The following is a 19,994-nucleotide window of genomic DNA, read 5'->3' as shown; positions in this document are numbered from 1 at the left end:
TTATGAAGCTCGCTCCCGCCCAACTCGGCAAACACCTGCAAGGCGCGCTTGCGCCCGTCTACATCATCAGCGGCGATGACCCGCTGCTGTGCCAGGAAGCCGCCGACGCCATCCGCTGCGCCGCTCGCCAACAAGGCTTCGACGAACGCCAGGTCTTCGCCGCCGATGCCAGTTTCGACTGGGGCACGCTGCTGCAAGCCGGGGCGAGCATGTCGTTGTTCGCCGAAAAACGCCTGCTGGAACTGCGCTTGCCGTCTGGCAAGCCCGGTGACAAGGGCGCCGCCGCGCTGATCGAATATTGCTCGCGCCCGGCCGAAGACACGGTGCTGCTCATCAGTTTGCCGAAACTTGACGGCAGCGCGCAGAAGACCAAATGGGGCAAGGCCCTGGTGGAAGGCCCGCAGACCCAGTTCGTGCAGATCTGGCCGGTGGACGTCAGCCAGTTGCCCAGTTGGATTCGTCAGCGCCTGTCCCAGGCGGGCCTCTCGGCCACCCAGGACGCAGTGGAGCTTATTGCCGCCCGGGTCGAGGGCAACCTGCTGGCCGCTGCCCAGGAAATCGAAAAGCTCAAGCTGATGGCCGAGGGCGGGCAGATCACCGTGGAAACGGTGCAGGCCGCCGTGGCCGACAGTGCGCGCTTCGATGTCTTCGGGCTGACCGATGCGATCCTCAACGGCGAAGCCGCCCACGCCTTGCGCATGCTCGAAGGCCTGCGGGGCGAAGGCGTCGAGCCGCCGGTCATCCTCTGGGCCCTGGCTCGGGAGCTGCGCCTGCTGGCCAACCTGTCCCTGCAATACAGCCAGGGCGTACCGCTGGACAAAGCCTTCAGCCAGGCCCGCCCGCCCGTGTGGGACAAGCGCAAACCGCTGATGAGCAAGGCCCTGCAGCGTTATTCCGCGTCGCGCTGGGCGCAATTGCTGCTCGAGGCCCAACGCATCGACGCGCAGATCAAGGGCCAGGCCGCGGGCTCACCGTGGATGAGCCTCAGTCGGTTGTCGCTGTTGATGGCCGGGCAGCGGCTGCCCTTGCCCGCTGAATAAACGTCCTTTCCAGACAACATTTTTTTTTGTGACAAGAATGCTGTTGTGGCGAGGGAGCTTGCTCCCGCTGGGCTGCGCAGCAGACCCAAAAAAACAGGGCCGCTGCGCGCTGGAACGCCAGCCCGGCCCAGCGGGAGCAAGCTCCCTCGCCACAAAAGCGCTTCACCTCAGATGACATTTCCTACGCAATGCAGGGACTGGACAACCACCCAACTCTGTCCCATGATTTGCCTCGCAAAAACCACCCCACGAGAGATCCCATCATGAGCAAGAAGCCATCCAGGCATGGCCCCAACAAGGCCAAGTCCATCGTCGCCCAGCCCCTGTTCCGCAGCCGCCAGGAACGACCCGCCAAGGGCAAGGGCAGCTACCGCCGCGAAGCCTTCCAGTCTGACAACTGGGAGGCTTCTTGCTTTCTGGCCGCTTGAAACACTCGGACAAGCCCTACGCCCCTTTCGCATGATAAGGTCAGCACCTGATTTGTATTTCTGGACCCGTGCATGCCCTTCTGTCTTTCCCATCGTTGGCCACTGCGCCAAATGATTGTTGCCGCAAGCGTTGTCCTGCTTGTCGCCTGCGCCGAAAAACCTACCGCCGCCGACGCCCAACCACTCCCGACAGCTCCCGTCGTGACCGCGCCTGCCATCGTGCCGCCCGTGGTGCCCACCGGTGACGACTTGGTGATTGCGCCCACCCAGACCTTTGCTGAATGGCAGGCCGGGTTTCGCAGGGAAGCGCTGGCCGCCGGGATCCGTGCCGATTTGTTCGACCGCGCGTTTGTCGGCGTCAGCCCGGACATGAGCGTGATCAAGGCCGACCGCAGCCAGCCGGAATTTACCCGTCCCGTGTGGGAATACCTCGACGGCGCGCTGTCGCCACTGCGAGTCAACAAGGGCAAGAGCCTGATCCAACAGCACGCCCAGATCCTGCAAAGCATCGAGCAGCGTTATGGCGTCGATCGCGAGGCGCTGGTGGCGGTATGGGGCATGGAGAGCAACTTCGGCCAGTTCCAGGGCAGCAAGTCGGTGATCAACTCCCTGGCGACCCTGGCCTACGAAGGACGGCGCCCGGGCTTTGCCCATGCGCAGTTGATCGCCGCGCTGCAGATCCTGCAACAGGGCGATATCACACCAGAAAAAATGCTCGGCTCCTGGGCCGGTGCCATGGGCCAGACCCAGTTCATCCCCACCACGTATAACACCCATGCAGTGGATTTCGACGGCGACGGGCGCCGCGACATCTGGGGCAGCTCCACCGACGCCCTGGCCTCGACCGCGCACTACCTGCAAAGCTCCGGCTGGCAGCGCGGCCAGCCGTGGGGGTTCGAGGTCTCGCTCAACGAGGGCTTCGACTACACGCTGGCCGATGGCACGATCCGCAAGCCTGTCTCCGAATGGATGCGGCTAGGCGTTGCAGAATATGGCGGCTTGCCGATCGCCCCCGAGGACAAGCAGCTCTCGGCGTCCTTGCTCCTGCCGGCTGGCCATCGCGGTCCGGCGTTCCTGATCTTCGATAACTTCCGCGCCATCCTCAAGTACAACAATTCATCGTCCTATGCCTTGGCGGTCGGGTTGTTGTCGAAGCGCTTCAGCGGTGCGGGGTTGGTCTATGGCCAATGGCCAAAGGAAGACCTGCCCCTGAGCCGCAGCGAACGCGTGGAACTGCAAACCCTGCTGGGCAAGCACAACTACGACGCGGGCAACCCCGACGGCATCATCGGCGCCAACACCCGCAAAGCGATCCGCAGCGCCCAGCAGTCGTTCGGCTGGCCGGCGGATGGGTATCCGACGCACCAACTGCTTGAGGCGTTGCGCAACCGCTGAATTGCGGTATGGCTACTACCGCTTTCGCGAGCAAGCCCGCTCCCACATTCGACCGTGTTCTCATGAAGAAACGCGATCATCTGTGGGAGCGGGCTTGCTCGCGAAGACTCACTTGCAGGCGCTACATGACTAGCGACTGACCACCACATCCTGCTCCAACACCAACCGCTTCTCTCCCGCATCCAGCGTCACCAATGCCCCCATGGGCAAGGTCAGGTTCGGATCGCAGTGCCCGCTGCGCCAGCCGGACAACACCGGGATGCGCAACGGTGCGAAGGTCTGCTTGAGCAACCGGTTCAACGCCTCGAGGTCTACCCCCGCTATATCCCCTACCAGGACCCCGCGCAACTTCGCCAGGGTGCCCGCCAGTCGCAATTGAGTCAGCAGGCGATCGATGCGATACAGCGGTTCGTTGACATCTTCGATGAACAGGATCACCCCTTCGGCGTCGATCTGATAGGGCGTGCCCATGGTCGCGGCGATCATCGAGAGGTTGCCGCCCAGCAGGCGTCCGTGGGCGATGCCTGGCTCGACGGTGGTCAACGGGTAGGCCGCGGGATGGCTCAGCAGGCTGCCGGCTTTCACCTGTCCACGTAGCAGGCTGAAAAACGAGGTGACGGTTGGGGGTTCCTTGTCGCCGAGGAGGTCGGCGTTGAGCAGTGGGCCGTGGAAGGTTACGAAGCCGGCGTAGCGGTTGATGGCCAGGTGCAGGGCGGTGATGTCGCTGTAGCCGACGAATGGTTTGGGGTTGCGTTTCAGGAGGTCAAAGTCGATGCGGTCCAGCAGCCGGGGGGTGCCGTAGCCGCCGCGCAGGCAGATGATGGCTTTGATTTCTGGGTCGGCGAAGGCGGCGTGCAGGTCGTTGAGGCGTGTGTCGTCGCTGCCGGCGAGGTAGCCGTCTTTTTCGTAGACGCCAGGGAAGATGCGCAGTTCGTGGCCCCTTGCGCGCATCCATTGGGTGGCTTTTTCGGTGTCCAGGGGGGCGGGGCCGGCGGGGGCTATCACTCCGATCAGGCCTTTTATAGGGAGAGCTGGGACTGGGTGGTGTCGGGTTAGGGCCATGGGGTTCCCGGGTTTTTCGGCGTGCTTTGTGTGTATATCCGTTCTTTGTGTAACGGCCACTTATGGTTCCGCTCTTACAGCGGGTCACTTTTGGAAGAGCGCCAAAAGTAACCAAAAACGCTTTGCCCCACCACTCGGCACCTCGCCTAGGCTCGGTGTGCCCTCACTCCGGCATTGCTCCGTGGGCCGCCGCGAAGGGCCATCCATGGCCCAGCGCGGCTACCTCGGCATCCATGCCGAGGTGCCCACTGCGCAATGCCTGCGTTCGGCCAGCGTGGTTTAACGGGGCGTCTCAGATCAAGATCAAGATCAAAAGCAAAGCAAAAGCAAAAGCAAAAGCAAAAGCGGTTGGGGCTGGCATTTATGTGGCTGCACCATTGCTATCGCGAGCAAGCTCGCTCCCACATTAGATCTTCAGCAGACACAAAACCCATATACACCGCAAAAACCTGTGGGAGCGAGCCTGCTCGCGAAGAGGCCGGCACATCCAACATCACCGCAAACTGACCCACCGCCTTCGCGAGCAGGCTCGCTCTCACATTAGATCTTCAGCGGACACAAAACCCATATACACCGCAAAAACCTGTGGGAGCGGGCTTGCTCGCGAAGAGGCCGGCACATCCAACATCACCGCAAACTGACCCACCGCCTTCGCGAGCAGGCTCGCTCTCACATTAGATCTTCAGCGGACACAAAACCCATATACACCGCAAAAACCTGTGGGAGCGAGCCTGCTCGCGAAGAGGCCGGCACATCCAACATCACCGCAAACTGACCCACCGCCTTCGCGAGCAGGCTCGCTCTCACATTAGATCTTCAGCGGACACAAAACCCATATACACCGCAAAAACCTGTGGGAGCGAGCCTGCTCGCGAAGAGGCCGGCACATCCAACATCACCGCAAACTGACCCACCGCCTTCGCGAGCAAGCTCGCTCCCACATTAGATCTTCAGCAGACACAAACCCCTATACACCGCAAAAACCTGTGGGAGCGGGCTTGCTCGCGAAGAGGCCGGCACATCCAACATCCCCGCAAACTGACCCACCGCCTTCGCGAGCAAGCTCGCTCCCACATTAGATCTTCAGCAGACACAAACCCCTATACACCGCAAAAACCTGTGGGAGCGAGCCTGCTCGCGAAGAGGCCGGCACATCCAACATCCCCGCAAACTGACCCACCGCCTTCGCGAGCAAGCTCGCTCCCACATTAGATCTTCAGCAGACACAAACCCCTATACACCGCAAAAACCTGTGGGAGCGAGCCTGCTCGCGATGAGGCAGGCACATCCAACATCACCGCAAACTGACACACCGCTTTCGCGAGCAAGCCCGCTCCCACAGGAGAAACGCGGTCCCACCAAGAACCAGGTCGGCTCTAAGGCCGCCTCGCTTTGGCTTTTGATCTGGGGCGCCCCATTAACCACGATGGCTGAACGAAGGTATTGCGCAGTGGGCAACCCGGCATGGATGCCGGGTTAGCCGCGCTGGGCCATGGATGGCCCTTCGCGGCGGCCCACGGAGCGATGCCTTCGTTCAGGCATGCCGAGCCTAGGCGAGGCACCGAGTGGTGGGGCAAAGCGCTTTTGGTTACTTTTGGCGCTTTTCCAAAAGTGACCCGCCGTAAGGGCGGAACCATAAGTAGCCGTTACCGAAGAAACGGATATACCCACCACCCCAAAAATCAACGCTAAAAAATCAGGACCCCAGCAACTCAGCCTTGACCAACTTAGCCTGCTCATCCGCATGATACGAAGACCGCACCAACGGCCCCGAAGCCACGTTCTTGAACCCCATCTTGTACCCTTCCTCGGCAAACCAGGCAAAGGTATCCGGGTGCACAAAACGCTGCACCGGAAGGTGACTACGCGAAGGCTGCAGGTACTGGCCCAAGGTCAGCATATCGATGTCATGCTCACGCATGCGCTTCATGACCTCGATAACTTCCTCGTCCGTCTCACCCAGGCCCAGCATCAAGCCAGACTTGGTCGGAATGTGCGGCATCATCTGCTTGAAGCGCTGCAGCAAGGTCAGCGACCACTGGTAATCCGAACCCGGACGCGCGGCCTTGTACAGGCGCGGCACGGTTTCCAGGTTGTGGTTGAACACATCCGGCGGCTCGGCGGCGGTGATTTCCAGGGCGATGTCCATGCGGCCACGGTAATCGGGCACCAGGGTTTCCAGTTGGACGTTCGGCGACAGTTTGCGAATCTCGCGGATGCAATCGGCAAAGTGCTGGGCACCGCCGTCACGCAGGTCGTCGCGGTCCACCGAGGTGATGACCACGTACTTGAGCTTCAGGTCGGCAATGGCGATGGCCAGGCTTTCCGGCTCGTTGGTGTCCAAGGGCTTCGGACGGCCGTGGCCGACGTCGCAGAACGGGCAGCGACGGGTGCAGATGTCGCCCATGATCATGAACGTGGCGGTGCCGCCGGAAAAGCATTCACCCAGGTTCGGGCAGGAGGCTTCTTCGCAGACGCTGTGCAGCTTGTGCTTGCGCAGCAGGGCCTTGATACGGTCGACTTCCGGGGAAACCGGGATGCGCACGCGGATCCAGTCGGGTTTCTTCGGCAATTCGGTGGTAGGGATGATCTTGACCGGGATGCGTGCAACCTTCTCGGCGCCGCGCAGCTTGACGCCGGCCTCTACCTTGGCACGCGGGGCCGGACGCTCGGTGACGTCCAGCGTCGGGATCATGGTTTGCACTGCATCAGTAGTCATATCAGTCGATTCCGCCCGTGAGGGTCGTCTGCTCAGCATAGTCGAGGTGTTTGACGAGCTGCGCGCGCAGCCGGGCACTTACCTCGGCAAATTCAATCGATCCTGCGTGCTCGCTCAACTGGGTCATCGCCAGTCCCGCGTAGCCACAGGGATTAATCCGTCGGAATGGCGCCAGGTCCATGTCCACGTTCAACGCCAGGCCATGAAACGAACAGCCGTGGCGGATCCGCAACCCCAGGGACGCGATCTTCGCCCCATCGACGTAGACACCCGGCGCATCCGGCTTGGCCGCCGCCGTCACCCCATAGCTGGCCAACAGCTCGATCAGGCACGTCTCCATGCGGGTGACCAGCTCGCGCACGCCAAACCCCAGCTTGCGCACATCCAGCAACAGGTAGGCGACCAGTTGGCCGGGACCATGGTAGGTCACCTGCCCGCCGCGGTCGACCTTCACCACCGGGATATCCCCTGGCAGCAACAGGTGCTCGGCCTTGCCGGCCTGGCCCTGGGTGAACACCGGCGGATGTTCCACCAGCCAGACTTCATCGTCGGCGCTGGTGCCGCGTTCGTTAGTGAAGCGTTGCATGGCATGCCAGACCGGCTCGTAAGCCATCGTGCCCAGCTCGCGAAAGCCCAGCGTGCCCGGCATCACAACACCATGTGCACGAAACCGGTGGCGCGCAGCTCGCTGTTGATGTCGTAGAGCTGTTCCTGACCGGTGGCAATGATATGCAACTGGATCGTCGTGTACTTGCCGTTGGTACTCTGGCGCTCGGCCAGGGTCTTGTGGTCAACGGTGGCATGTTTTTCAAGGATCGCGATGATCTTGTCCTTGAAACCCACGCCGGTGTCGCCGATTACCTTGATCGGGTAATCCGCGCAGGGGAATTCGATTTTTGGCGCCTTTACTTCGGAGTCTGTCATGGCGTAACGGCCTCGTAAGCCGTGGTAACGCACATGGCCCCGCTCCGGAGGGGAACGAGGCCATGCAGGTCAACACTTCAATCAGTTGAACAAGCCGTAGAAGAATAGACGGATGCTATCCCAGATGCGGCGGAAGATACCACCTTCCTCGACCGCGTCCAGAGCGATCAGGTCAGCGCTGTGCACCACTTTGTCGTCCAGTTTGACTTCGACTTTACCGATCACGTCGCCCTTGGCGATGGGAGCGGTCAGTTGCGGGTTCATGGTCATGCTGGCAGCGAGCTTCTTGAGCTGGCCTTTAGGCAGGGTCATGGTCAGGTCTTGGGCCAGGCCAGCCTTGACCTGGTTGGTCGAGCCTTTCCAGACCTGGGCCTGGGCCAGTTCGGTGCCCTTCTGGTAGAAGGTCTGGGTTTCGAAGAAACGGAAGCCGTAGGTCAACAGCTTCTGGGTCTCGGCGGCACGGGCCACTTCGCTGCTGGTGCCAAAGACCACGGCGATCAGGCGCATGCCGTCACGCACAGCCGAGGACACCATGCAGTAGCCGGCTTCGTCGGTGTGGCCGGTCTTCAGGCCATCGACGGTCTTGTCGCGCCACAGCAGCAGGTTGCGGTTAGGCTGCTTGATGCCGTTCCAGAAGAATTCCTTCTGGGAGTAGATGGCGTAGTGCGCCGGGTCTTCATGAATGATTGCCCGGGCCAGGATCGCCATATCGTGAGCCGACGAATAGTGCTCAGGGTTCGGCAGGCCGGTGGGGTTCATGAAGTGGCTGTTGGTCATGCCCAGGTCAGCCACGGTTTTGTTCATCATGTCGGCGAACGCATCTTCGCTGCCGGCGATGTGCTCGGCCAGGGCGACGCTGGCGTCGTTGCCGGACTGGATGATGATGCCGTGCAGCAGGTCGCTGACGGTCACTTGCGAACCGACCTTGATGAACATCCGCGAACCGCCGGTGCGCCAGGCGTTTTCGCTGACGGTCACCGGATCGTTTTCACCGATCTGGCCACGACGGATTTCCAGCGTGGCGATGTAGGCCGTCATCAGCTTGGTCAGGCTGGCCGGTGGCAGACGCTGGTCACCGTTGTTCTCTACCAGCACCTCGCCGCTGCTGGCATCCATCAGCACAAAGGATTTAGCAGCCAATTGAGGGGGCGCCGGCATCATCTCGACCGCGAACGCGGCCGGTGAGAGAAGCAGCGGGACTAGCAGGCAAAGGCGTTTGGCAAAGGTGGTGATGTTCATCCGTCTCTCGAAATCGCTAATGGGACTGCCCGAAGGCAGAACTAAAACAGGCAACCTCAGGCTTTGTATGAAAAGTGCCTGCGCGACGATCATGCTGCGTTGAAAACAGGCTCGGAATGCTCATTGACAACCAGTCAACTCCGCTTCCTCGCCTGTTTTCGCCTTGCCTGATCGCCGCTCGGCGACTTTTCATACAAACCCTCGGGCTGCCGCGTATTTAAGTTGCTCACTCACTGCCCTTGCCGGGCTTTTGTTATTCATGGAGCCAACAACCTGACCCGCTCCAACCGCAAGCGGACCTCAATCAATTACTCAGCGGTGACCAGGCTCGGCGAACCGAGATTGGCCAGGCGCACACTGTCCTGCACCTTCTGGACTTCACCCGGAGAACCGATCGGCCCCAGGCGCACCCGATGCAGTGTCTGCTGGTTGCGCACGATCGAGCTGATGAACACCGGGGCGCTCACCATCGAGCTCAGCTTCGACCTCAGCAGCTCGGCAGCGTCCGGGTTGGCGAACGCGCCCACTTGCAGAAACTGGCCAGACGCTGTTGCAGAAGCGTTTTTTTTTGCATCGATCTGCACCGGCAGCACGGCCGCGGCGTGTTGCTGCGGCGGCGGTGTCCACTGCTCGACCGTGCCGGTGGACGCCGTCACGGTGGGCGCGGCATTTTGCGCCACTTTCGGCTCATTGAGCATCAAAGGCGCCGGACGGCCACGTTGGGCCCACCATTCCTGCGGGTCGATGCCTTCGACCTTCACCCGGGCAGTGCCGGTTTCAGCGTAACCCAGCTTTTTTGCCGCCGCATACGACAGGTCGATGATGCGGTCGGAATAGAACGGCCCACGGTCATTGACCCGCAGTATCACCGTCTTGTTGTTGTCCAGGTTGGTCACTCGCACATAGCTGGGCAGCGGCAAGGTCTTGTGGGCCGCGCTCATGCCGTACAGGTCGTACACTTCGCCGTTGGCGGTGTTCTGGCCGTGGAACTTGGTGCCGTACCAGGATGCCGTGCCCGAGGCCACGTAGCGCTTGGACTCGGCCATCGGGAAATAGGTCTTGCCCAGCACCGTATAGGGGTTGGCCTTGTAGGGGCCGGTGTGCAGGGTCGGCGTGGCGTCGGGAATGCGCGAGACGTCCACGTCCCACCACGGCGCGCCGTCCTTGTGTGCCCGGTTGATGTCCAGGCCCGGCGTGGCGCGCACGGCGGTGGTGTTTTTCTGGACCGGCGCGCGGCTGGTCGAACAACTGACGACCAGCAGCGACAGCGCAGCCAGCGCCACCAGCTTGAAAGGCTTGGTTTTCAGGGGTTGATAGGTAGGCAATGCCCGCATTATTTGACGCCCCGTGCTTTGACCAGCTCTTCAGACAGTTGATATACGGCCATGGCGTACATCACGCTGCGGTTATAACGCGTAATCGCGTAGAAATTCTTCAGGCCCATCCAGTATTCGGGGCCCTGTTCGCCTTCCAGGCGCATCGCGGTGACCGGCATGTCGTCACGCAGCGCATCATGACTCGACCAGCCCAACGCCCGCAACTCCCCGACCGTTTTCGTCGGCTCGATGCCCTCGGTCAGGCCCTGGTCCACTTGCTCGCCGCGCACATCGGCCCGGCTGACCACCGGCTGGCCGGGTTCCCAGCCGTGCCGCTTGAAATAGCTGGCGACACTGCCAATGGCATCGGTCGGGTTGGTCCAGATATTGATGTGGCCGTCGCCGTCGAAGTCCACCGCATAGGCGCGGAAACTGCTGGGCATGAATTGAGGCAGGCCCATGGCCCCGGCGTAGGAGCCCTTGAGGGTCAGCGGATCGACCTGTTCTTCACGGGCCAGCAGCAGGAATTCGCGCAGCTCCTTGCGGAAGAACTCGGCACGCGGCGGGTAATCGAAGCCCAGGGTCGACAGCGCGTCGATCACCCGGAAATTCCCGGTGTTGCGGCCAAAGAAGGTCTCGACGCCAATGATCGACACAATGAACTGGGCCGGCACGCCGTATTCCTGCTCGGCACGGGCCAGGGCCGCCTCGTGCTGGCGCCAGAAGTCCACGCCCCGGGCGACACGCGCCTCGGTGATGAACATCGGCCGGTACTCGCTCCACTGCTTGACCCGCTCGGCGGGCCGGGAGATCGCGTCGAGGATCGACTGCTTGCGCTCGGCCTCGCGAAACACCCCCATCAGTTGTTCACCGGCGAAACCGTAGTCGCGGGTCATCTCGCCGACGAATTCGGCCACCTGTGGCGAGCCTTCGTATTCACCGGCCAAGGCCTGCGACGCACTGCCCAGGAAGCCGACCAGGCCGATCCACGGCGCACATCGCGTCGACCAGCCACGCATTGCTTGCATTGAACTCTTCACCTTATTCAAACCTGCGCGATCCACTTGCGATGCGTATGAATCGACATCAAAACCCCAAACGCTGACAGTAGTGTCACCAGCGAAGTTCCTCCGTAGCTAATGAAAGGCAACGGCACCCCCACGACCGGCAACAGGCCACTGACCATACCGATGTTGACGAAAACATAAACAAAAAACGTCATGGTCAGGCTGCCCGCGAGCAACTTGCCGAACAATGTCTGGGCCTGGGCGGTGATCACCAACCCCCGGCCGATCAGCAATAAATAGATCAGCAGCAGCACGCAAATGCCCACCAGGCCGAACTCCTCGCCCATCACGGCGATGATGAAGTCGGTGTGGCTTTCCGGCAAAAAGTCCAGGTGCGACTGGGTGCCCATCAGCCAGCCCTTGCCAAATACGCCGCCGGAACCGATGGCGGCCTTGGACTGGATGATGTTCCAGCCGGTGCCCAGCGGATCGCTTTCCGGGTCGAGGAACGTCAGGACGCGCTGCTTCTGGTAGTCGTGCATCACGAAATACCACATGGCCACCGACACCGGCACGGCGGCGGCGATCACGCTGAGGATCCAGCGCCAGCGCAACCCGCCCATGAACAATACGAAGGCGCCGCCGGCCAGGATCAGCAGCGAGGTGCCGAGGTCCGGCTGGCGCACGATGAGGATGAACGGGATGCCGATCAGCAACAGGCTGACACATACATGCTTGAGCTGTGGCGGCAACGAGCGCTTGGACAGGTACCAGGCAATGGTCGCCGGCATGATGATCTTGAGGAATTCCGAAGGCTGGAAGCGGATGACCCCGGGAATGTTGATCCAGCGGGTGGCGCCCATGGCGTTGTGGCCCATGATGTCCACCACCACCAGCAAACCGACGCCGACGATGTAGGCCACCGGCACCCAGCGCGCCATGAACCGCGGCTCGAGCTGGGCGATGACGATCATCGACACCAGGCCGATGCCGAACGAGGTGGCCTGCTTGGCCAGCAAGTCCCAGCTCTTGCCGCTGGCCGAATACAGCACGAACAGGCTGCCGGCGGCCAGGGTCAGCAGCAGGATCAGCAACGGGCCGTCGATGTGCATGCGCTGCAGCAAGGTGGCACGGCGGCGCATCACGTCTTCGCTGGACAGGATCCGGTCGAAATTATTCTTCACGGGCCGTAGCCTCCGCAGTGATGGGGCTTGCGTATTCAGGCTTGAGCTGGCCGTGCTCATCCAGCAACCAGGCGTCCATGATCTGGCGCACCACCGGCGCGGCGACGCCGGAACCGGATTCACCGTTCTCGACCATCACCGACACGACGATCTTCGGGTTCTCGGCTGGCGCAAAACCGACGAACAAGGCGTGGTCGCGGTGGCGTTCCTGGACCTTGGAGCGGTCGTACTTCTCGCCCTGCTTGATGGCGACGACCTGGGCCGTACCGCTCTTGCCGGCAATCCGGTATTGCGCGCCGAGGGCCGCCTTGCGCGCGGTGCCTCGGGCGCCGTGCATCACCGCCTGCATACCGTTGTTGACCCTCTGCCAGTCCGCCGGATTGCGCAGGATGATGTCCGGCATCGGATCCGGGTCCACCGGCTTCTGGCCTTCGATGGTCTTGGCCAGGTGCGGGCGATACCACTTGCCCTTGCTCGCCACCAGCGCCGTGGCCTGGGCCAGTTGCAAGGGCGTCGCCTGCATGTAGCCCTGGCCGATCCCCAGGATCAGGGTTTCGCCCGGGAACCAGGCCTGGCGGCGGGTCGCCCGTTTCCATTCCCGGGACGGCATCAGGCCGGGCGACTCCTCGAACATGTCCAGGGAGACTTTCTGACCGAGGCCGAACTTGTTCATGTAGGACGACAACCGATCGATCCCCAGCTTGTGGGCCAGGTCGTAGAAGTAGGTGTCGTTGGAACGCATGATCGCCGTTTCCAGGTCCACGTAGCCGTCACCGGTGCGGTTCCAGTTGCGGTACTTGTGGTCGTAGTTCGGCAGTTGGTAATACCCCGGGTCGTAGACCCGGCTCGACGCGGTGACCACGCCCGCATCCAACCCGGCAATCGCCACGGCCGGCTTGATGGTCGAGCCCGGCGGGTAGAGGCCGCGTAACACACGGTTGAACAGCGGCCGGTCGATGGAGTCCCGCAGCTCGGCATAGGCCTTGAAGCTGATGCCGGTGACGAACAGGTTCGGGTCGAAACTAGGCTGGCTGACCATCGCCAGCACTTCGCCGGTGTTCGGGTCCAGCGCCACCACCGCGCCGCGCCGGCCGCCCAGCGCCGCCTCGGCGGCTTCCTGCAACTTGATGTCCAGGCTCAGGACGATGTCCTTGCCGGGAATCGGGTCGGTGCGCTTGAGCACGCGCAATACGCGGCCGCGGGCATTGGTCTCGACTTCCTCGTAACCCACCTGCCCATGCAGCTCGGCCTCGTAGAAACGCTCGATACCGGTCTTGCCGATGTGGTGGGTGCCGCTGTAGTTGACCGGGTCGAGGGTCTTGAGCTCTTTCTCGTTGATCCGCCCCATGTAGCCGACCGAGTGGGCAAAGTGCGGCCCCTGGGGATAATGCCGCACCAGCTGCGCCACCACCTCGACGCCTGGCAGGCGGAACTGGTTCACCGCGATCAGGGCGATCTGTTCTTCGGTCAGCTCGAACATGATCGGCACCGGCTCGAAGGGACGCCGGCCCTGGCGCATGCGCTTCTCGAAGATCGCCCGGTCCTCGGGCGTCAACTGCAGCACTTCGACGATCACGTCGAGGACTTTCTGCCAATCGCCGGAGCGCTCGCGGGTCATGCTCAGGCTGAAGCTGGGCCGGTTGTCCGCCACCACCACGCCATTGCGGTCGAAAATCAGCCCGCGGGTCGGCGGAATCGGCTGTACGTGTACGCGGTTGCTCTCCGACAAGGTCGAGTGATACTCGTACTGGATCACCTGGAGGAAATACAACCGCGCGATCAGCACGCCAATCAGCGTCACCACCGCAATAGCGCCGAACACGACGCGACCACGCACCAGGCGGGCGTCTTTTTCGTGGTCCTTGATGCGGATCGGCTGGGGCATGAGGGCAGGATTACTTGTGGTAAGGGTGCCCGGACAGGACTGTCCAGGCACGATACAGCTGTTCGCCGATCAGGATCCGCACCAGCGGGTGCGGCAACGTCAACGGCGACAACGACCAGCGCTGGTCCGCCCGGGCACAGACTTCCGGCGCCAGCCCTTCCGGACCACCGACCATGAAGTTGACCGTGCGCGCGTCCAATCGCCAGCGATCGAGCTCCACCGCCAGTTGCTCGGTGCTCCAGGGCTTGCCGTGGACTTCGAGGGTGACGATGCGCTCGTTCGGCCCGACCTTGGCCAGCATGGCTTCGCCTTCCTGGCGGATGAAGCGCGCCACGTCGGCGTTCTTGCCACGGGTGTTGAGCGGAATTTCCACCAGTTCCAGGGCCAGCTCGGACGGAAGACGCTTGGCATATTCATGCCAGCCTTCTTCCACCCACTTGGGCATGCGAGAACCGACGGCGATCAGGCGCAGTCGCACAGCGGTCCCTTATTGCTGGTCTTTGTTGAGCTTGGTGAAGTGCTCATGGGGGTTTTCCGGGCTGTGGTGCGCCGCGCTGGCCGAACGGCTCTGCTCGGCACCGGCCCACAGGCGTTCCAGGTCGTAGAACTGGCGCGCCGAGGCGGTCATCATGTGCACGATGACATCGTCCATGTCCAACAGGACCCAGTCGCTGTCGCCCTTGCCTTCTTCACCCAATGGCTTGACGCCCTGGGCCTTGACCGCTTCGCGGACCTTGTCCAGCATCGCGCCGATCTGGCGGTTGGAGGTACCGGTGGCGATGATCATGTAGTCGGTGATGCTCTGCTTGTCACGAACGTCGATCACCTGGATGTCCTGGGCCTTGACGTCTTCCAGGGCTGCCACGGCCACCTTGACCAGTTCTTCGCCAACCAGCGCCACGCCGGTGTGGACTTCTACAGGCAGCGGGGCGCTCTTGAACGTGCCCTTGCGCTTTACTTTGTTTACGTCTTTGTCAGTCATATAAAACTCGTTTTGCTCGTATGTTCGGGCGCTTCGCTACACGCATTCACGTGCCTTGAAGCGCGCCTTTTTCAGTTCGACGCACGGTAGAGCCCGTGCGCATCGATGTAGGCCAGGACCGCGTCGGGCACCAGGAAACGTACCGACTTACCGCTGGCCAGCAGTTGACGGATCTGGGTGGCGGATACCGCGAGCGGCGTCTGCCAGACGAATGCAATCTGTCCGCTCGGCCCTTTCAGGGCCAGCGGGTCGCTCACCGAGCGGGCCGCCAGCAGGTTGCGCAAGGCATCCGGCGGCTCGCTGTCGGCATCCGGGCGTTGCAACACCAGGATGTGGCAATGCTGGAGCAACTCTTCCCAGCGATGCCAAGTGGGCAGGCCGCAAAATGCGTCCCAGCCCAGAAGCAGGAAAACCTGGGCATCAACGGCCAGTTCGGCGCGCATCAGCTCCAGGGTATCAATGGTGTAGGACGGTTTGTCCCGCTGCAATTCGCGGGCGTCCACCACCAGCGGCGCCACACCGGCCACCGCGCACTCGACCATCGCCAGGCGATCCCGGGCCGACACCTGCGGCGTATCCCGGTGAGGCGGCCGGGCGCTGGGCGTCAGGCGTAGCTCATCGAGGGCCAGGGCGTCGGCGACTTCCAGCGCACCGCGCAAATGGCCGATGTGCACCGGGTCGAACGTGCCGCCCAGGATACCGATGCGCTTTGGCGCGGCGGTCGCCGTCACAGGGGTCGTTGTCATAGCGGCCAGTGGGTCAAGGTCGCCCAAGTCAGACCGACTCCTGTCCGCGCAACTGGCCGTCACCGACCACGATGTATTTCTCGCAGGTCAGGCCTTCCAGGCCCACCGGGCCACGGGCGTGCAGCTTATCAGTAGAAATGCCGATCTCGGCACCCAATCCGTATTCAAAGCCATCGGCGAAGCAGGTCGGGGTGTTGATCATCACCGACGCCGAATCCACTTCGGCCACGAAACGCCGGGTTTCGCCCTGGTGCTCACTGACGATGGAATCGGTGTGGTGCGAGCCGTGGCGGTTGATGTGTTCGATGGCCTGGTCCAGCCCGTCGACCACGCGGATCGACAGGATCGGCGCCAGGTATTCGGTGTCCCAGTCTTCTGCCGTGGCCGCGACAGCCTCGATGATTGCCCGGGTGCGCTCGCAACCGCGCAGTTCGACGCCTTTTTCGCGGAACTGGGCGGCCATCGACGGCAGGAAGTCCTGGGCAACGGCCTGGTCCACCAGCAAGGTTTCCATCGCGCCGCAGATACCGTAGCGGTAGGTCTTGGCGTTGAAGGCGATGCGCTGGGCCTTCGGCAATTCAGCGTGGGCACTGACGTAGACGTGGCAGATGCCGTCCAGGTGCTTGATCACCGGCACCCGGGCGTCACGGCTGACCCGTTCGATCAGGCCCTTGCCGCCGCGCGGCACGATGACATCGACGAACTCGGGCATGGTGATCAGCGCGCCAACCGCGGCGCGGTCGGTGGTTTCCACCACTTGCACCACGGCCGCCGGCAGATCGGCCTCGGCCAGGCCGCGCTGGATGCAGGCGGCAATGGCGCGGTTGGAATGGATGGCCTCGGAGCCGCCCCGCAGGATGGTCGCGTTACCGGACTTCAGGCATAGGCTCGCGGCGTCGATGGTCACGTTCGGCCGCGACTCGTAGATGATCCCGACCACGCCCAGGGGCACGCGCATCTTGCCGACCTGGATGCCCGACGGGCGGTAGCTCATGTCGCGGATCGCCCCGACCGGGTCCGGCAGGGCCGCGACCTGGCGCAGACCAACGATCATGCCGTCGATGCGGGCCGGAGTCAGCGCCAGGCGCTCGAGCATGGCCGGCTCCAGACCGTTAGCCCGGCCGGCTGCCAGGTCCAGCTCGTTAGCAGCGGACAACTCGGCGCGCGCAGCGTCCAGCGCATTGGCGGCGGCCTGCAGGGCGCGGTTTTTCTGCGCGGTGCTGGCCCGGCCGATGATGCGCGACGCTTCGCGAGCGGCGCGACCCAGGCGGGTCATGTAGTCAAGAACGGACTCAGTCATGGTCTGTGTGGTCTTGGCGATGGGGAAAGCGGCAGATTATAGCTGTCGTAACCCTCGACTAACAGCATGGACTCGCAGTGGTGACCGGCGGAGAAGCAAAACAGCCATAAACAGCCCGTTGAAACGCAATGCTGTTCACTTAAGGCAATCGACAAACCCGTGGCGAGGGAGCTTGCTCCCGCTGGGCCGCGAAGCGGCCCCAAAATCTGCCAATTGCGGCGTATCAGACACACCGCACCCGCCGGTTTACGACTGCTTCGCAGCCGAGCGGGAGCAAGCTCCCTCGCCACAGGGTCATCATTTTTCCTAAGTGAACGGCATTACGGTTGAAACGAGTGTTCAGCGGTGATTAAGCTTTCCATTGCTATCATCGCGCTTCCTTTGGCCTCACTTCGTCTATCGCCATGACCGATTTGCCATCGCCCAACGCCCTGCCCCACGCCTTTTTCGATCGCGACGCCCAGGTCCTTGCCAAGGACCTGCTGGGCAAAGTCATCCGCCACAAGGTCGGCGACCTGTGGCTCAGCGCGCGGATCATCGAGACCGAGGCGTATTACTTCGCCGAAAAAGGCAGCCACGCCTCCCTGGGCTACACGGAAAAACGTAAGGCTTTGTTTCTGGATGGCGGGCACATCTATATGTACTACGCCCGGGGCGGCGATTCGCTGAACTTCAGCGCCCAGGGCCCGGGCAACGCGGTGTTGATCAAGTCGGCCTACCCGTGGGTCGATGCCGTTTCGGGGCCGGCGAGCCTGGCGCAGATGCTGTTGAACAACCCCGACGCCCAAGGTCGGCCACGCACACCGCAAAAACTCTGTGCCGGCCAGACCCTGTTGTGCAAAGCTTTGGGGCTGAAAGTGCCGGACTGGGACGCCAAGCGCTTCGACCCCGAGCGCTTGCTGGTGGAAGACGTCGGCGTGCCAACGGTCAATGCGATCCAGACCACCCGCCTGGGCATTCCCCTGGGACGGGACGAGCATTTGCCCTACCGCTTCGTCGACGCTGCCTACGCCCCTTGGTGCACCCGCAACCCGTTGCGGCGCGGACAGGTCGAAGGGCGGGATTATTTCTTGCTTTCATGAACACAAACACTGCATGACCCTGGGGCCCCTTGTGGGAGCGAGCCTGCTCGCGATGGCGCCAGGCCTGTGAATTAAATGGCGACTGACACACCGCTATCGCGAGCAGGCTCGCTCCCACAGTTGATCTTCAGTGGATACGAAATTTGCTACACCCGAAATTCCCGTGTGGGAGCGGGCTTGCTCGCGAATGCGGTGTGTCAATTGATATTGACCTATCTGACACACCGCATTCGCGAGCAAGCCCGCTCCCACAGTTTGAAGTTTCAGTGATCTTGAGTTTTCGTTCACACAGTAAAAAACTGCATGCCAATCAATATTCAATGGAGTTGTATTTATGGGCCCATGGCTCGATAGCATCACCGCCTGGCTGACCGTCAATCCGCAATGGCTGGCGGTGGCGGTTTTTGTCGTTGCTTGCGTGGAATGCCTGGCCATCGCCGGGCTGATCGTGCCAGGCACGGTGCTGTTGTTTGCGATTGCAGTGCTGGCCGGCAGCGGCGCGCTGTCCTTGGGCGAGACGTTGCTGTTGGGTTTGCTCGGAGGGTTGCTGGGGGACCTGGTGTCGTATTTCCTCGGTCGGCATTTTCACCAGAACATCCGGCGCCTGCCGGGGCTGCGGCATCACCCGGAATGGATGAGCGCGGCGGAAAGCTATTTCCAGCGCTACGGCATCGCCAGCCTGCTGGTGGGCCGCTTCATCGGCCCGCTACGGCCCATGCTGCCGATGGTGGCCGGCATGTGCGACATGCCGTTCCCGCGCTTCGCCGCCGTCAGCGTGTTGGCCGCCGCCGGCTGGACCGTGGCGTACCTGTTGCCGGGCTGGGCCACCGGGGCGGCGTTTCGCCTGCCGCTGCCCGAGGGTTTCTGGCCCCAGGCCGGCGTGGTTATTGGCAGCATCGCGGTGATGATCGGGCTGAGCGTCAACAGCACCCTGCGTCGCCATCGCCATGCCACGGCGCTGATCGCCGGCATCGGCCTGGTGATCCTGATCGGCCTGTTCATCGGCTTTCGCTACCTGACGGCGTTCGACCAGGGCTTGATGGCCCTGGTCCAGGAACATCGCAGCGCGACGCTGGATGAAATCGCCGTGACCTTCACGCTGATCGGCGAATTCCGCTACATGTTGATTGTCTGCAGCCTGGTGACCGCGCTGCTGCTGTTGGCACGGCAATGGCGCCAGGCGATCTTTGCCGGCGGCACGATGTTGTTCACCGCCCTGGCCAATACCGGCTGCAAACACTTCTTTGCCCGGGTGCGCCCGGAAATCCTCACCGACCCACTGACCAGCTACAGCATGCCCAGCGGCCACTCCTCCGGGGCATTTGCGCTGTTCCTGTCCCTCGCCGTGCTGGCCGGCCGCGGCCAACCGCCACGCCTGCGCCTGACCTGGCTGTTGCTGGGCTGCTTGCCGGCCTTGGCCATCGCCCTGTCGCGGGTCTACCTGGGGGCGCATTGGCCGAGCGACATCGTCGCCGGGGCGATGCTCGCCGCCAGCATCTGTGCGGCCGCCCTATGGCTGAGCCAGCGCCAGACCCTGCTGCCGGCCATGCCACCGAAAGTCTGGTGGCTTGTCCTGCCGGCGCTGACGGCGGCGTTCAGCTTCTTCGCCCTGCGGCACTTGCCCCATGCGATGTTGCGGTATGCCTATTGAACACATTATTTGTGGGCATGAGATCCCCTGTGGG

The 19,994-nt window shown here is 62.6% G+C and carries 18 protein-coding genes; 5 read left to right on the top strand and 13 right to left on the bottom strand.

Going from position 1 to position 19,994, the window contains the following annotated elements:
* Window positions 1-2: 2 nt before the first annotated feature.
* The 3 genes from holA to M1D99_RS04205 all read left to right on the top strand — a co-directional run bounded on the left by holA (window position 3) and on the right by M1D99_RS04205 (window position 2,863).
* Window positions 3-1,040, top strand: a complete 1,038-nt coding sequence (gene holA, locus M1D99_RS04215) for a DNA polymerase III subunit delta (protein WP_186706565.1) — start codon at window positions 3-5, stop codon at window positions 1,038-1,040.
* Between the two features lie 263 nt (window positions 1,041-1,303).
* Window positions 1,304-1,468 (top strand): alternative ribosome rescue factor ArfA, encoded by a 165-nt coding sequence (gene arfA / locus M1D99_RS04210; RefSeq protein WP_030140368.1) that lies wholly within the window; start codon window positions 1,304-1,306, stop codon window positions 1,466-1,468.
* A gap of 72 nt (window positions 1,469-1,540) precedes the next feature.
* Window positions 1,541-2,863, top strand: coding sequence for a lytic murein transglycosylase (locus M1D99_RS04205; RefSeq protein WP_434574147.1), 1,323 nt, complete (start codon window positions 1,541-1,543; stop codon window positions 2,861-2,863).
* A gap of 129 nt (window positions 2,864-2,992) precedes the next feature.
* On the opposite strand, the gene M1D99_RS04200 is transcribed toward M1D99_RS04205, so the two are convergent.
* The 13 genes from M1D99_RS04200 to M1D99_RS04140 all read right to left on the bottom strand — a co-directional run bounded on the left by M1D99_RS04200 (window position 2,993) and on the right by M1D99_RS04140 (window position 17,227).
* The gene (locus M1D99_RS04200) at window positions 2,993-3,925 is read right to left on the bottom strand and encodes a S66 peptidase family protein (RefSeq protein WP_458131421.1); all 933 of its coding nucleotides are present in this window, start codon (window positions 3,923-3,925) and stop codon (window positions 2,993-2,995) included.
* 1,696 nt (window positions 3,926-5,621) lie between these two features.
* Window positions 5,622-6,644, bottom strand: a complete 1,023-nt coding sequence (gene lipA / locus M1D99_RS04195) for a lipoyl synthase (protein WP_014340371.1) — start codon at window positions 6,642-6,644, stop codon at window positions 5,622-5,624.
* Between the two features lies 1 nt (window position 6,645).
* Window positions 6,646-7,293 (bottom strand): lipoyl(octanoyl) transferase LipB, encoded by a 648-nt coding sequence (lipB, locus tag M1D99_RS04190; protein ID WP_186730295.1) that lies wholly within the window; start codon window positions 7,291-7,293, stop codon window positions 6,646-6,648.
* Entirely contained in the window at window positions 7,293-7,568 is a 276-nt protein-coding gene (locus M1D99_RS04185) for a DUF493 domain-containing protein (RefSeq protein ID WP_053125656.1), read from the bottom strand. Before M1D99_RS04185 ends, lipB begins: the two co-directional genes overlap by 1 nt.
* 81 nt (window positions 7,569-7,649) lie before the next feature.
* Window positions 7,650-8,807, bottom strand: coding sequence for a D-alanyl-D-alanine carboxypeptidase family protein (locus M1D99_RS04180; protein WP_186706569.1), 1,158 nt, complete (start codon window positions 8,805-8,807; stop codon window positions 7,650-7,652).
* Window positions 8,808-9,115: 308 nt separating this feature from the next.
* Window positions 9,116-10,141 carry a septal ring lytic transglycosylase RlpA family protein gene (locus M1D99_RS04175; protein WP_186706570.1) on the bottom strand — a complete coding sequence of 342 codons (1,026 nt, stop codon included), beginning with the start codon at window positions 10,139-10,141 and terminating at the stop codon, window positions 9,116-9,118.
* A complete protein-coding gene (gene mltB / locus M1D99_RS04170) occupies window positions 10,141-11,151 on the bottom strand; it encodes a lytic murein transglycosylase B (protein ID WP_186706571.1) in 1,011 nt (336 codons plus the stop codon). The genes M1D99_RS04175 and mltB overlap by 1 nt, the downstream gene beginning before the upstream one ends.
* A 17-nt stretch (window positions 11,152-11,168) precedes the next feature.
* Complete coding sequence (gene rodA, locus M1D99_RS04165) at window positions 11,169-12,272, bottom strand: rod shape-determining protein RodA (protein WP_186706612.1); 1,104 nt, start codon at window positions 12,270-12,272, stop codon at window positions 11,169-11,171.
* 31 nt (window positions 12,273-12,303) lie between these two features.
* Complete coding sequence (mrdA, locus tag M1D99_RS04160) at window positions 12,304-14,199, bottom strand: penicillin-binding protein 2 (protein ID WP_186730294.1); 1,896 nt, start codon at window positions 14,197-14,199, stop codon at window positions 12,304-12,306.
* A 10-nt stretch (window positions 14,200-14,209) separates the two neighbouring features.
* The gene (rlmH, locus tag M1D99_RS04155; protein ID WP_047229490.1) at window positions 14,210-14,677 is read right to left on the bottom strand and encodes a 23S rRNA (pseudouridine(1915)-N(3))-methyltransferase RlmH; all 468 of its coding nucleotides are present in this window, start codon (window positions 14,675-14,677) and stop codon (window positions 14,210-14,212) included.
* 9 nt (window positions 14,678-14,686) lie between these two features.
* Window positions 14,687-15,181, bottom strand: a complete 495-nt coding sequence (rsfS, locus tag M1D99_RS04150) for a ribosome silencing factor (protein ID WP_186706573.1) — start codon at window positions 15,179-15,181, stop codon at window positions 14,687-14,689.
* Between the two features lie 71 nt (window positions 15,182-15,252).
* A complete protein-coding gene (gene nadD, locus M1D99_RS04145; protein ID WP_458131420.1) occupies window positions 15,253-15,927 on the bottom strand; it encodes a nicotinate-nucleotide adenylyltransferase in 675 nt (224 codons plus the stop codon).
* Window positions 15,928-15,955: 28 nt separating this feature from the next.
* Window positions 15,956-17,227, bottom strand: coding sequence for a glutamate-5-semialdehyde dehydrogenase (locus M1D99_RS04140; RefSeq protein ID WP_186730293.1), 1,272 nt, complete (start codon window positions 17,225-17,227; stop codon window positions 15,956-15,958).
* A gap of 404 nt (window positions 17,228-17,631) precedes the next feature.
* Here M1D99_RS04140 and M1D99_RS04135 point away from each other — a divergent pair, with 404 nt between their 5' ends.
* Window positions 17,632-18,309 carry a DNA-3-methyladenine glycosylase gene (locus tag M1D99_RS04135; RefSeq protein ID WP_250965058.1) on the top strand — a complete coding sequence of 226 codons (678 nt, stop codon included), beginning with the start codon at window positions 17,632-17,634 and terminating at the stop codon, window positions 18,307-18,309.
* A 334-nt stretch (window positions 18,310-18,643) separates the two neighbouring features.
* Window positions 18,644-19,960 (top strand): bifunctional DedA family/phosphatase PAP2 family protein, encoded by a 1,317-nt coding sequence (locus M1D99_RS04130; protein WP_458131419.1) that lies wholly within the window; start codon window positions 18,644-18,646, stop codon window positions 19,958-19,960.
* Window positions 19,961-19,994 lie beyond the last annotated feature (34 nt).

This window comes from Pseudomonas sp. R3-41 (assembly GCF_054161485.1).
This window is presented reverse-complemented; position numbering and strand designations above follow the sequence as displayed.